Genomic DNA, 12,512 nt, shown 5'->3' with positions numbered 1-12,512 from the left:
CTGACTGCATCCTTGATTCCCAAGCTAGCCAGATCGACCGACAACTGACCTACACCTGCGCCACCCGCCTCCGAGCGAGCGGCTCTACCTCGCGCCCGACCTAACATCCTATGCATTAAATCCCGCGGCTCAGCTGGAGACGCCCCAGCCGTCGCCAATGCAGCTGCTGGTCCAGCTCCTCGTTCCCCCGCAGCCGCACGCACCTCTTGCAGCTCTTGCTTCAGCTTCTCCACCGTTTCCCGAGTCTCGGACATCTGTCGGTCCCGCCGCAGCCCGTCCTCGTCGGGATATGGGAAGCTTCCTGATTGGCCGGCGTGCAGCACCTTCAGGGCAGGGTCCTCGAAATACTTCACCCTTCTTGCCCGAATCGGCATCTGCGCGTCGATCACGAGGATGACTTCGTCGAGGTCCATTCGCCGGACTTCATCCTCTGTCAGAAGCGGGGTATCTTCTGTCCTCTCCGAAACGCTGCGCCCCTCAAACGGATTGCGCCCGACCGCGCGTGACCGGGTCACCACGCGCTTGGTGGTCTTGCCGACAGCCTGGCTCAATTCCTCGATGGTCTTCTGCTCGGACGGGGTGAGGTAGAGCTTTACCCCGGCGCCGCCCTGCAGCGACCTGCGGGTGTTTTCACCATAGATCTCGTCCAGCGCCGGGATCGTCTGGGTCACGATGGCGAGGTTGCCGCCGAAGGAGCGCAGCGTCTTTATGCTTTCGGCGACGATTGGCATTTTCCCGAGCCGGTCAAACTCGTCGAGCATGATCATCACCGGCCAGGGCTCGTCATCGCCGGGTTCCTGTGCTTGCAGCGAGGCGATCAGGTCCGAGAAGAAGAGGCGGATCAGCGGGGCAAGCGGGCGGATCATCTCGGATTCGACCGCAAGATAGATCGCATGTGGGCGACGGCGGATATCCCGGAAGGAAAAGTCAGAGGTCGCGGTGGCCGCGTCGATCGCGCGGTTGTCCCAGGTGTCGAGACCCGATGTCATGAGAAGCGAGAGGTAGGAGGTGAGGGTGTCGTTGTTGGTCGAGGCCATACGCTCGAAGATCAGTTTGGCCGAGGTGTTCTTCACCTCCTGCGAACGCTTCAGATATTCCTTCTGCTTGTCGCCCCCCGAGGCGGTGATGCGGTAGATCTCGCCGATGGTCGGCACGCCGCGCTCGAAGGCCAGAAGACCGGCCGCCACGAACAAGTCGATACCGCCTGCGAGAAGGCCGCTCAGCTTTTCGTTGTCGGTCTGCAGGAAGAGCTTCGCGGTGAGTTTAAGCTCCATCTGCTGCCGGTCGGGGTTGGTCATGGCAGCAATGCGCGCCAGCGGATTATAGCGATGTGTTGGTCGGTCCCAGTCGGTCGGCGCGAAGCGGAAAACCTTGTCCCCCATGCTGGCGCGGAAGCGCGAGGTCTCGCGGAAGTGAGAGTGTCAGATCTTCTGTGTATGAGTGATCCGGTCCATGCTTCTTCGAAAGGAAGCATGCATGACGATTTCCAAGGAACTGCTGGACGAACTGCTGAAGGGCGTGGAGCGCCCTGAGGACCTGCTCGGCGAGGCCGGGCTGATGAAAGAGCTGAAGATCAAGCTCATGGAGCGGATGCTGGGCGCCGAGCTGACCGCGCATCTGGGCTATGAAGAGGGCAAGGAGGTTCCACCGGGACAGGGCAACCGCCGGAACGGCACCTCGACCAAGGTGCTGAAGGGACAGGACGGAGAGATGCCGGTGGCGGTGCCCCGCGACCGCGACAGCAGCTTCGAGCCCGAACTAGTGAAGAAGGGCCAGACCCGGATCGACGGGATGGACGACAAGATCATCGGGCTCTATGCCGCCGGGCTGACGGTGCGGGATATCCAGGCCCATCTGCTCGATCTCTACGGTCTGAAGGTCTCGCCCGACCTGATCAGCCGCGTGACCGACGCCGTTCTGGACGAGGTCCGGGAATGGCAGAGCCGGGCGCTGGAACGAATGTATCCGATCGTGATCTTCGACGCGCTACGGGTGAAGATCCGCGATGCCGACAGCCGGACGGTGAAGAACAAGGCCGTGTATGTCGCCTTGGGCGTTACCCGCGATGGCCAGCGCGAGGTTCTTGGCCTCTGGATCGCCGAAAATGAAGGCGCCAAATTCTGGCTTTCGGTGATGAACGAGCTGAAGAACCGCGGCACCCAGGACATTCTGATCGCGGTCGTGGACGGTCTGAAGGGCTTCCCCGAGGCCATCACTGCCGCCTTCCCGGAGGCCATGGTCCAGACCTGCATCGTGCATCTGGTGCGCCACAGCCTGAACTTCTGTTCCTGGAAGGACCGGAAGGTGGTGGCTGCCGACCTGCGCCGGATTTACAGCGCCCCGACCGCCGATATGGCCGAGGCCGAGCTCGATGCCTTCGAGGAGAAATGGGCCGGGAAATACGCCTCCATCGCCCCGGCCTGGCGCCGAGCATGGCAGGAGGTGATCCCGTTCTTTGGTTTCGATCCCGCGATCCGCAAGATCATCTACACCACGAATGCCATAGAAAGTCTGAACCGCGTCATCCGGAAATCCATCAAGACACGGGGCTCGTTCCCGACCGACGAGGCCGCGACCAAGCTGATCTACCTCGCAATCCGCAAATTCGAAAAGGATGGCCGAAATGTCCGGGAATGGTTTGCCGCCCGCAATCAGTTCGCCATAATGTTCGGCGAGCGCTTCGACGCTTGAGTATCCCAAACCGCATGGGCCGGCCCGGATACACAAAGTTCAGGACACTCCCGCGGAAGTTCTCGCCTTTCACGTCGAGCACCACGGCGGAGCCCTTGTAGGTCAGTAGGTTCGGGATCACGAACCCCACGCCCTTGCCCCGGCCCGTGGGCGCCACGATCAGCGCGTGGGGGAAGGTTTTTGAGACAAGAAACGGGCGCTTGGACTTCGGGGAGCCAAGCTTGCCCAGAAGGAAGCCGCCACCGGGCTTGGCAAAGAAACCGTTCCTCTTCATCTCACCGCGGGTCTGCCAATGCGTCGTCCCGAAGCGGGTCAATGCATCCCCCAGAAGCGTGACGCTCAGCATCAGCGATGCCAGGCCGAAGCCGCCAAGGATGAGGTTCACCCAGAGGAAGTCTTTTGGTGCGGACTGAGACAGACCCCGATACTCGCGGGCAAGCAGGGTGACGTCGAAACGCGTGGGAGAAAGCCCATAGCGGAACATGACAAAGCCGGTCGCTACGACATAGCCCATGGCGAGACCGACCAGCACGAGGCTCAACACTCCTAAGGCAATCTTGCCTTTATCCATGGGTGATCCCCTTCTCACCATGTGCCGCTGCGTGGCGCGCGCGCTGCGCCTCGATCTGCTCTTCGGCCAGAGCATCGAGAACGCGCTCCATGGCCGGGCCATGCGCGGTGACCTCGCTGCTTTGAAGATAGGTCTTGGCGAGTTCCAGCTGGCGCAGCGGATCCTCGGTGAATGTGTCCAAGACGTCCGCGTTACCGGCCCGCAGCGCGTCGATTGCGTCGGGGCTTAGTCGTTCGTCTATCTGCCGGACGATGTCCTGCTGCTCTGACTCGGAGAGCGGGCCCTCGACGTCGGCGTTTCGCACAAAGGCCATGACGGTTGGGGCGGTCTCTTCCATATACCGGCGCTCGGCGTAGTCTTGTCGCGCCTGGTCCTCGATCTCGAAACTGCGCTCGCTGATATAGGCCCGCGACGCGCCGAGCGAACGAAGGTGATTGATTTCGTCCTCGACGGCCTGCCCGAATTCGTCATCCGGCATTTCCGTGCGATAGCGGGCGAGGATGCGGAGCTCTTCCGTGATCGGACCGAGATGATCCGAAGGATCCCGCAAGGCGAGGTCCATGTCGCCAGCATGAAGCGTGCGGTCCTGCGCCGATACCGCATATTGCGGCGGCATTCGACTGTCAGTCATCTGTTCCCAAGCCATCGAGGCCAGTTCGGCATGCTGCGGAGATCTCTGCGCGTAGGCATCGAACGCGGCGCGGGCCTCCTCCACCTCCACGGCGCCCGCCCGCCGCACCGAGGGGTCGTCGGAGAACGGATGATCGAAATCCGTCCGGCGGAACTGCGCCACCAGCGCTCTGAACGCCTGCCGCTCCGATGGGGCAAAGATGTCGGACCCATCTTGCGCCAGATCGCTCCCAGGTGTCGTCAACCGCTCACCAAGCGCTGCCTCAGCGTCATCCACCTCGTCGACCTCGGTTGGCGCGCGCAGGACGCGTACATCGGTCAGAACATCGCCCAGCCGAACATGCACGGCTTCCAGCCGGTCGAGCGCTTCTTCCCGGTCCGCAGATTTCTCCAGATCGAGGTCGCTTGCTTTGGCAATCCCCTGCAGATCCTGTGCCAGCCACTGGCGCTCCAATGCGGCATTGCCTGCCCCCTCCCGCAGGCGCGCGGCCACAGCCTCGGCATCGATGCCCGTGCCTTGCAACGCCTCGGCCAGCTTTGGTGCCACCTCTCCATCGTCAAGACGCGCGAGGTGTTCTTCACTTAAGTTCGGCCTTGCATAGATGCCGTCCCGGGACGGAGCATCGACCAGGGCGGCGGAGCGATCCCCGAGCGGGTTCAAATGCGCGACCGAGGCCAGAACATCGGTCAGCTTGCGCTCGATCACCGGCCGCTCGGCCGCCGGCGCCCTGTCGATCGCCGCCTCGATCTGGCGAATGTTCTGAGAAAACTCGGTGATCAGCGTGTCGAACGCTGCTTCGTCTTGGGACATGTAGATGGCTCCGTCAGATTGAATCTGACCGCCGCTGGCAAGGATGGTGCTGGCCCTCTCGAGCGCTTCGGCCACGTCTTCGAAATTCGAACGTGACGCCTCCGCCGCGAGCCCGCGATAGATCAACGCGTTGTGCCTGACGGTTTCCAGAGCGGCCGCCAGGTCAGCACCGGTTCTCTGGCGCTCGACTGGGGGACGACCTTCGTTGCGGGCCTTGTAGATTTCGAAGGTCTCGGCGGCGTAGGTCGTGACGCCGCGATCCAGACGACGCGTCGCCTCAAGGCGGATCCCATGAACCCGGGCCGCCTCGACCATCGCCTCGCGAAAGGCGTCGTAGTTGAAGTGATGATCCTTCCCGAGAAAGAACATTTCGCCATCCTTGCTGCGGCGGTTCAGAACGATATGCGCATGTGGATGCGCGCGATCTTGGTGTATTGCAGCAATATAGTCGAATTGCGACCCCTCACCTTGAAAGAACTTCTCGCAGACCGCCTGGGTGATATCGCGCACTTCGTCGCCGCTCGTTCCAACCGGGAATGCCATCAGCAGATGCGATGTGTGGCCGAGCTTGGGGCTGTGGCGCTCGTTCCACTGGTTCTCGAACCGCCGCGCCACTCGGTTGATCTCGGCTTCCGAGAGCTGCTTCTTCCCGTCATGGGTGCCGCGGCTGTCGAGGATATGGGTCGACTTCGTCGTGAGATATGTGAGCTGCGCCCGTAGCTGCGCTCCGGTGTGACAGCCCCCTTTCGAGATCGCCTTGAAGATCGCTGGCGAATAGCCGCGCGCGGCCCGAACCATCTGCGCGCCCCTGGAAAGCCCCTGCCAGGATCCCGAAACCCGGCTCCAGCCGCGGTCGAAGAGCGCCGGGTCGATGCCCCGGGCCCGATCACTCCGCGCCATTCTCATCCCTCTCGGCGAGGCCCGCCAGGGCAGAGCTGATCTCAAGGTCCAGCAGGCTGCGCCGCGCACGCGACATCTCCTGGACCTGGTCGGCCAGATCGAAGACCAGACCCGCAAGGGCGCGGACGTCACGGTGACTTGATGCCGGGTAGGACAGTCTCTCGCCCCGCACCTTGGCCTCGTTCAGACGTCGCGCGATCTGGTTCACGTTGTTGCCGACCCGGTTGAGCGCGGCGCCGAGGTTGCGCAACTCGTCACACATCTCGTCGTCGGGCAGGAAGACACCTTCGGCCGCCAGCATCAGGCGGCGCATGGCATCCGAGCGGTGCACAATCCCGCGCCGCGACAGCGCCGCGTCGAACCGGCGCAGGTCGTCGTCCGAGACCCGGATCCCCACAACCCGCGATCGGCTGCCGTTCGCTGTCTGACGCTCACCCCAGTGGTTCACCACGTTGTAGATCGTCTTAAGGCTGACATCGTAGTGGGCTGCCAACGACGCCGCGGAGACGCCGTTCCGGCGGTCCTGGGCGATGGTCGATCGCTCGATCTTTGACAGTCTGCGGCGGCGGGGCATTTTGAAGTTAACGTTCCTATTTCTTGCCAACTTCGTACAAGCCCGCCGACTCCCAACGCAAGTGGCGTCGGCCATAAGGGCTTGTACTCAATGTAGAAAATTGCCCTGCAGGGGCGATTTCCCGTCCCTTGTCAAATGGATCGCGCTTCGCGCTCATTGCACCACGCGATGCGGTCTCCGCATCGCGCATCGCGTCTTTCGCGCCCCGTCTCTTGCACCCCGCAAGACGGGTTTTGCCGCGTGCTGACCGTCTCGCGTCACCCGCAGAACGACATACGCGAGGCTGCCTCCCGGCGTCTGGAGCGCGCTATCCGTCACCTGCATTCCGTCCGCAGCACATCGCCAAGCGCATCCCGACATTTGGAGGGTGTGTCGTGCCCCGCGACGAATGCTGAAGGCGCCACGGCAGACGTTGCACGGTTATCGCACAACGCCGCCCGCAGCATGCCAGACGCGGGTCGCATCCCGACTTCTGCTTGACCCCTCCGCCTCATGCGCTTAGCGACATTTTGGTATTATCGTTGCGATTCACTATTTTTGCGGAGGATCAGAATGCCGAACGAAAATCTTGTGGTGATCGCAGCGATGGCCCGGAAAGGGGGCAGTGGAAAAACGACGCTTTCGCGCGCCTTGATCAGCGCCGCGATCGCCGCCGGACGCAGAGTGATGTTGATCGACACGGACAGCACGAGGGTACTCGGGGCCTGGCATGCTCGGGCGGAAGCCGGTGGGCTGAGTTCGCCGCTTCTCTGTTCGGCCACCGTCGAAAGCGTGGCGGGTGTCGAGGATCAGATCGATCAGGTCTACATGGCAGGCACGGCAGACTTCATCTTCATCGATACCGCAGGGGTCGGGGCCGAATGGTCAGACGGCATCGCGGTGCTTGCGGACCACATTGTGACGCCCGTCATGCTGTCAACGTCTGATTTCGATGTCGGAGCGCAGACTTCTGATTGGTTTGAGAAACTGAAATCCCGTGTTGACGACCCCTCCAGCCTTCCGCGCCACCACGTCGTCCTCAACCTGGTCGACCCGAAAACGACCCGTGCTGACGCCGCCCTGATTGAAGAAGCGCTCACCCGTTTTCCGGTGATTGAGACCGTCATGATGCGACGAAACACTTACAAGGAGATGGATCAGAAGGGGCTTCTCCACGCCTTGGCGCTGGAAAAGCAATCTGATCCAAACCCTCTGATGCGCCCACATGTACGTCATGTCGTCGAGGCGCTCGAGGAGGCGACGGACATCCTCAACAATATTCTTGCTGCGTGAGGACAGTCGATTGCGCAAGAAGATCCCGACCATCACTAGGCCCGACCCAGCCTACGCCGCCACCCTGCAACAGGGTGACCGCGAGATTCCCGGGAAGGAAGATGAGGCACAGGTCACAGCAACAAAGACAGGCACCCCAGCCGCTGACGTTGACGCGGATCGGCACGGGTCAGAGCTTGTGCCGGAAGGTGCCGTGGCGCCGCACCAAGTCACCGCGAAAAGCTCAGACCCGCATACCAGCCTGAGAGCTCCCGTATCGGCGCGCGCTTTGAGCCCCACCCGGAAGATCGACATCAGGGTCAACGCACTCGAACGACAGGAAGCAGCGCTGCAGGCTTGTGGTGTCGAGCCAGCACATGTGGTGCGCGCCGCCCTGCGCCGTGCAGTCAAAGGCTGGCAACTGTCGCCGGTCTTCGCGCCAATCGCGGAGGAGCGGCGCACTCGAAACACGCAGTGGCAGGCCCGTACATCTCTGGCAGTCGATGCGGCCAGCCTGGGTGTCCTCCTCCGGGACCACGACCCCCTCGACGTCTTGAGTAAATGGGCCCTGATCCGTGGCCAGATGGAACCACGCATATGGGGCGAGATCGACAAAATCTTGGAAGAAATTGCGGTTCGCGCTGCATCACCGCATGAACCGCACGCACCGTAAGAGACCTATCTGAAAAGATAACTTGCATTTCGCCGGTGGATTTTCGCCCACCGGCCGAAGCTCGCCTTGCAGTTGCGGAAAGCGTGGCGCTAATGAGCGTCATAGGGAATTTCAGACCTCAGTGGTGACGAGTTACGAGGTCCATTTTGGAGGAACGCATTATGAACACGAAGCCCCGCCTGACTGGCGAACCGATCATGCGCATCCTCTGCAAGACATCTGAAAATCTGGTTGGCTACCTTTACCAATGGAACAATGGTGACGTGCAGCCTGCCTGGTTCGACGGTGCCATGGCGGACGTTCGCTATGAGCCATTCATTCCAGCGCCGGAACAGAACCCTGTCGATCCAAAGATCCCCAGACCGCGTCAGCAAGATCTGACGCACCTTGAAAAGGCCTAGCTCAAGGTCTCGCGTCGGTTTGTGGGCCACCCCATCCCGCAGGTCCTTTGAGCGATAGAGTTGACTTCTATGCCTCAGAAGTGATCTAGATGTGAGTTATAGAAAGGATGTCTATAACTCATGGCTTGGAACTGGACGCTGCCTGATTGGCCGGATTTCCGGTATGACGCCTCCGCTCTGGAGCCGTTTGAGCAGTCGTTCCTGCTGTCGTCCGGAGAAATCCTCGGCGCGGTCCATCATGTCAGCCAGCCGGAGCGCGAGCAACTCCGCATCGAACTGCTCAGCGAGGAAGCGATGCAGACGAGCGCCATCGAGGGTGAAATCCTCGATCGGCTCAGTGTCCAGTCTTCGCTGCGCCGCCACCTGGGCCTCGATCCGGACAGCTACCCTGCCAAACCGCGCGAACAGGGCGTCGCGGAAATGATGGTCGACGTCTATTCCAGTTTTGCAGAGCCGCTGACCCATGAGACACTGTACCGCTGGCATCGGATGCTCCTGTCCCATGACCGTCGGTTGGAAACCATCGGGGCCTACCGACAACACGCCGAGGCGATGCAAATCGTTTCCGGCCGCCTTGACCGGCCCACGATCCATTTCGAAGCGCCTCCCTCGGAGCGGGTCATGCCTGAGATGGAGCGATACGCGGATTGGTACAACAAGACCGGGCCGGGGGGAGCAGAGCCGCTTCCAGCGCTGACGCGCGCAGGGCTAAGCCACCTCTATTTCGAGAGCATCCATCCCTTCGAAGACGGCAACGGACGCTTGGGTCGCGCCCTCGCTGAAAAGTCGCTGGCGCAGAACATTGGCCAGCCGACCCTCATCTCGCTCGCCTTCACCATCGAGAAGGAGCGCAAGGCATACTACGACCAGCTCGAGCAGCATCAAAAAACGCTCGACGTGACCGATTGGCTCGTCTGGTTCGCGGAAGTTGTCTTGAAGGCGCAACAGGCAACACTCGACCGCGTCGGCTTCTTCATCAGCAAGGCACACTTCTACGATCGTCACAGAGACCAGTTGAACGAACGACAGGCCAAGGCCATCGCTCGAATGTTTCGGGAAGGCCCTGGCGGTTTCAAAGGCGGCCTCAGCGCCGACAACTACCTCAAGATCACCGGAACCTCACGCGCGACCGCGACCCGCGATCTGCAGGATCTGGTCGAGAAGGGCGTGCTCGCTCGAACCGGCAAGCGGCGGCACACGCGATACTGGTTGAAACTCGACTGGAGTGAATAAAAATTGCATGAAAACAACAATTTATCAAAAATCCGATAATTCGTTTTATGTAACATCTATCTTTGCAAGCAGGGATAGCTAATCGGAACCCTCATACCCAATTTGTCAGCCAAGAAGGTTAAGCTCTTTATCGAGTTGGATCATTTTTCCCAGTCCACGAGGCCGTGATCCCTGAGAGTGGACTCGGGCAGCGATCTTACCTTGTCGCAGAACACAACAGCGTTGTTTGTGTCGGATCGAGCTGATGGGACAATCAGGCCATCGAAATCTAGGAAGTGTGCGACTTCACCAATCTCCTGAGTACGAGGATATTCGTCGTTCTTTTGCTCATAGGAAAGACGACCGAACGTCTCCGTGTTCAACCCAACGTCGGAAAGCGCGTCAAGATCCACAAATCGCAGCGCCCGTTCAAGTAGAAGTTCGATCTCGAACATGCGGTACTTAACTTTACTCGGCATAATCGGTTGGCCGCGCATCAAATGAAAGCGCATCTCTTCCAGAGCGCCCGACCGAGACGTTGAGGTATAGAGCACATCGAAGGTTCCGTCGTCCCACCGACCTCCCGACGCGCTGCACAACAGCGGGTCTCGTCCGTCACGAACCAAGCGCCAAACATTGCCCTCAAAAACGACTGGCTCGATTGCCTCAATCGCGTCGATCAGCCGGTTGTCGCGTCGAGCTTTAACCATTCATCGAACCTACACATAAACATCATTGTCCAGCCGGTCGATAACGGCCAGAACCTCGAGCGAGCGATCATTATGAATAAGATCCATGGCGCGCTCGCCGCCAAGTTGCGGGTGCCGCGCGTACAACCAGGCGCGAACCTCGTCCGGCGTGTAGTATTCATTGAGACGGCCGACGACGTAATAGAGGTCGGACAGAATCAGTTCGTTCTTTGGTTGCGGTTTGATATCACCAGCCTTCCAACGCGACACCGTAGCTTTGGAGACATCCGTAATATTTGCGATATCGGTTCCTTTAAGGCCCCCGATGTCGGCGAGTTCGCCTATGTAGCGTGACACTGCACTTTGCATTTCTTACCTCTGATCGCCACGACGCAGGGCAATATCGACATTGAAGTCGCAAGCCCGAACTCGCGGTGACTCTGTTCCGCGCTCCTCATGGAGCTTTTCAAGCGCGTCTGCAACCTTGCCCATCGTCTCTGCGTGTCCTCTGGTCCGCTTGAGCAGACTTGGCAAGTCGACACCCGCCGCCTGGGCTTGAGCTTCAGTGGGCTTGAGGAAGCTGACATCTTTTGCCCTGCGCTCGGCATCCGCCATCGTCTTTGACAAAAAATGCCCTGCTCGGTTGAGGTCCGGTACAGACTGAAGCGCTTCTTGTGAGCGCACCAAGTGAAGTGCCTGTACCTGCTTTCGAGTTCTTACCATTTCCTCGACACTGGAAACGGAAACGAACTCGCTTTGAAGAAGCAGCTTCCGGCCACCGCGAGACTTGGCTAGCAATTCAAACTCGTGTGCATAAAAGCCCCGACCAAGACCCGGTACCTGAACAATGCTACGCCGACCGAACTGCGCATCGGGATCGGGCTCTTCTGGGGGTTTGTGCCAATCACGTGCGTTGAACTGGTCCAACTCGAGAATTCCGCTCGCGGAGCCAGAAGCCACACCGAATGCTTCGGTAGCCTCCGCGTTCAAACCAGAACAGTAGTCCAAAATGACAGGCTTCCCCATATTGTGGAAACCGCTGAGCATCCGTATCAAAGACCGAACCTTTTGCGGACCTGGCTCCTTCCCGAGACCGGAAAGGCGCATCCAAATCGCATCGACGGGAAGGATCGAAAGGGTCTCGGCAAGCGCCTTCCGCGACGCGGGATCCACCAATCCTTGAACGCTTTGTATAACCGGGTAGTCGATCCGGACCTGGCCTCCCCCCAAACGATCAAGCGCCAATCGGAGGGCCGAACACGCAGCCGCATCGACCTTGAGCCATCCGTCAAATTTCGGATCGCCCAAGAAGTGACTCGGAGCCAGCACGCGATCCGCACCGACCGCAACCACCATTTCCGCGATGCGCTCGATGACCTCTGTAGTAAATGCGTCCGGCCCCAAGGGAGACATCGGAGCCTCGACCAACCATGGGGAGTTACGCACAAACGTCCTATGTCGCGCCAAGCTCGACAGTTCGGCCGCTCCGGTGTCGATCGTGATCTCAACACCTTCAACTTTTAACTCTTTCGCTAGAGCAGTCTGTCGGTTGAGGCGTGCGGCGTCAAAGACAACTCGAGAAGCAGGCAGCCCCCCGGACGCGTACATCTCGGCAAACTTGTTGTGAGAGTCTCCGACACGGAAGAACTGCGCTAACGGCGAACGCAGTCGCTGGCCTTTCGGAAATGGGACGACAACCTTGGTCATGGCGCTTGTTCCATATCAGTTTCACAAATTTAAATAGTGAAACTGATATGGAATGTCAATCCTTGGCATTCACTCTATCAAGCAACCGATAACCTCGCCGCTCCTTCGTCGCCGCGAGCTTCATGAGTGCCGTGACAGCCCTTCCCTCGTCATCATGCCGTTCTATCAGCATCTGCCCTCGAAACCCGATACGGCCCCATTCCCGCACAAGGCATGCGCCGCCAAACAGGTCCGGCTGAACGCTCATTCGATAGAAGCGGCGCATGTTCAGAGACGGGTCGATCCGCTTGAGATCGACCGTCGTCGGGAACACTTCCATTTGCTGCGATGTGTCGAACATGTTGTTGGCACCTCTCTCCAGACCACAATATCAAGCGCTCTTCGACGTTTCCACAATGTTCT

The 12,512-nt window shown here is 60.1% G+C and carries 11 protein-coding genes and 2 pseudogenes; 5 read left to right on the top strand and 8 right to left on the bottom strand.

From position 1 onward, the window contains the following. Positions 1 to 175 precede the first annotated feature (175 nt). Positions 176 to 1,415: pseudogene (locus tag M4578_RS11605) on the bottom strand (type IV secretory system conjugative DNA transfer family protein); the annotation flags it as partial. 61 nt (positions 1,416 to 1,476) lie between these two features. Between M4578_RS11605 and M4578_RS11600 the strand changes: the two are divergent. Continuing rightward, the gene (locus M4578_RS11600) at positions 1,477 to 2,691 is read left to right on the top strand and encodes an IS256 family transposase (RefSeq protein WP_258093556.1); all 1,215 of its coding nucleotides are present in this window, start codon (positions 1,477 to 1,479) and stop codon (positions 2,689 to 2,691) included. Positions 2,692 to 2,758: 67 nt separating this feature from the next. On the opposite strand, the pseudogene M4578_RS11595 reads toward M4578_RS11600, so the two are convergent. From M4578_RS11595 to M4578_RS11585, 3 genes and pseudogenes are all read right to left on the bottom strand, one after another. Further along, positions 2,759 to 2,965 (bottom strand): annotated as a pseudogene (locus M4578_RS11595) (type IV secretory system conjugative DNA transfer family protein); the annotation flags it as partial. A gap of 289 nt (positions 2,966 to 3,254) precedes the next feature. Then, complete coding sequence (locus M4578_RS11590; RefSeq protein ID WP_258093555.1) at positions 3,255 to 5,603, bottom strand: relaxase/mobilization nuclease domain-containing protein; 2,349 nt, start codon at positions 5,601 to 5,603, stop codon at positions 3,255 to 3,257. Continuing rightward, positions 5,590 to 6,177: a MobC family plasmid mobilization relaxosome protein gene (locus M4578_RS11585; protein ID WP_258093554.1), complete on the bottom strand. Its 588-nt coding sequence runs from the start codon at positions 6,175 to 6,177 to the stop codon at positions 5,590 to 5,592. Before M4578_RS11585 ends, M4578_RS11590 begins: the two co-directional genes overlap by 14 nt. Before the next feature lie 552 nt (positions 6,178 to 6,729). Between M4578_RS11585 and M4578_RS11580 the strand changes: the two genes are divergently transcribed. The 4 genes from M4578_RS11580 (at position 6,730) to M4578_RS11565 (ending at position 9,735) form a co-directional block, all read left to right on the top strand. Next, complete coding sequence (locus M4578_RS11580) at positions 6,730 to 7,449, top strand: nucleotide-binding protein (RefSeq protein ID WP_078572077.1); 720 nt, start codon at positions 6,730 to 6,732, stop codon at positions 7,447 to 7,449. Positions 7,450 to 7,459: 10 nt separating this feature from the next. Next, a complete protein-coding gene (locus M4578_RS11575; RefSeq protein ID WP_258093553.1) occupies positions 7,460 to 8,101 on the top strand; it encodes a hypothetical protein in 642 nt (213 codons plus the stop codon). Between the two features lie 161 nt (positions 8,102 to 8,262). Next, complete coding sequence (locus tag M4578_RS11570) at positions 8,263 to 8,502, top strand: hypothetical protein (protein WP_038147482.1); 240 nt, start codon at positions 8,263 to 8,265, stop codon at positions 8,500 to 8,502. Positions 8,503 to 8,622: 120 nt separating this feature from the next. After that, positions 8,623 to 9,735 (top strand): Fic family protein, encoded by a 1,113-nt coding sequence (locus M4578_RS11565; RefSeq protein WP_078572079.1) that lies wholly within the window; start codon positions 8,623 to 8,625, stop codon positions 9,733 to 9,735. A gap of 140 nt (positions 9,736 to 9,875) precedes the next feature. On the opposite strand, the gene M4578_RS11560 is transcribed toward M4578_RS11565, so the two are convergent. From M4578_RS11560 to M4578_RS11545, 4 genes are read right to left on the bottom strand one after another with little or no spacing between them, the layout of a single operon-like run. Next, the gene (locus M4578_RS11560; RefSeq protein ID WP_119400499.1) at positions 9,876 to 10,424 is read right to left on the bottom strand and encodes an RES family NAD+ phosphorylase; all 549 of its coding nucleotides are present in this window, start codon (positions 10,422 to 10,424) and stop codon (positions 9,876 to 9,878) included. Between the two features lie 9 nt (positions 10,425 to 10,433). After that, entirely contained in the window at positions 10,434 to 10,772 is a 339-nt protein-coding gene (locus M4578_RS11555) for an antitoxin Xre/MbcA/ParS toxin-binding domain-containing protein (RefSeq protein WP_038073762.1), read from the bottom strand. Positions 10,773 to 10,775: 3 nt separating this feature from the next. Further along, the gene (locus M4578_RS11550) at positions 10,776 to 12,110 is read right to left on the bottom strand and encodes a hypothetical protein (RefSeq protein ID WP_038073763.1); all 1,335 of its coding nucleotides are present in this window, start codon (positions 12,108 to 12,110) and stop codon (positions 10,776 to 10,778) included. A 55-nt stretch (positions 12,111 to 12,165) separates the two neighbouring features. After that, positions 12,166 to 12,450, bottom strand: coding sequence for a WGR domain-containing protein (locus M4578_RS11545; RefSeq protein WP_258093552.1), 285 nt, complete (start codon positions 12,448 to 12,450; stop codon positions 12,166 to 12,168). Between the last annotated feature and the right edge of the window lie 62 nt (positions 12,451 to 12,512).

This window comes from Salipiger pentaromativorans (genome assembly GCF_024721115.1).
Classification (GTDB): domain Bacteria; phylum Pseudomonadota; class Alphaproteobacteria; order Rhodobacterales; family Rhodobacteraceae; genus Salipiger; species Salipiger pentaromativorans.
This window is presented reverse-complemented; position numbering and strand designations above follow the sequence as displayed.

What these genes read in the sequence shown, in the direction of transcription:
- M4578_RS11600 (WP_258093556.1), top strand. Translation starts at nt 1,477, where the DNA reads ATGACGATTTCCAAGGAACTGCTGGACGAACTGCTGAAGGGCGTGGAG.
- M4578_RS11590 (WP_258093555.1), bottom strand. Translation starts at nt 5,603, where the DNA reads ATGGCGCGGAGTGATCGGGCCCGGGGCATCGACCCGGCGCTCTTCGAC.
- M4578_RS11585 (WP_258093554.1), bottom strand. Translation starts at nt 6,177, where the DNA reads ATGCCCCGCCGCCGCAGACTGTCAAAGATCGAGCGATCGACCATCGCC.
- M4578_RS11580 (WP_078572077.1), top strand. Translation starts at nt 6,730, where the DNA reads ATGCCGAACGAAAATCTTGTGGTGATCGCAGCGATGGCCCGGAAAGGG.
- M4578_RS11570 (WP_038147482.1), top strand. Translation starts at nt 8,263, where the DNA reads ATGAACACGAAGCCCCGCCTGACTGGCGAACCGATCATGCGCATCCTC.
- M4578_RS11565 (WP_078572079.1), top strand. Translation starts at nt 8,623, where the DNA reads ATGGCTTGGAACTGGACGCTGCCTGATTGGCCGGATTTCCGGTATGAC.
- M4578_RS11560 (WP_119400499.1), bottom strand. Translation starts at nt 10,424, where the DNA reads ATGGTTAAAGCTCGACGCGACAACCGGCTGATCGACGCGATTGAGGCA.
- M4578_RS11555 (WP_038073762.1), bottom strand. Translation starts at nt 10,772, where the DNA reads ATGCAAAGTGCAGTGTCACGCTACATAGGCGAACTCGCCGACATCGGG.
- M4578_RS11550 (WP_038073763.1), bottom strand. Translation starts at nt 12,110, where the DNA reads ATGACCAAGGTTGTCGTCCCATTTCCGAAAGGCCAGCGACTGCGTTCG.
- M4578_RS11545 (WP_258093552.1), bottom strand. Translation starts at nt 12,450, where the DNA reads ATGTTCGACACATCGCAGCAAATGGAAGTGTTCCCGACGACGGTCGAT.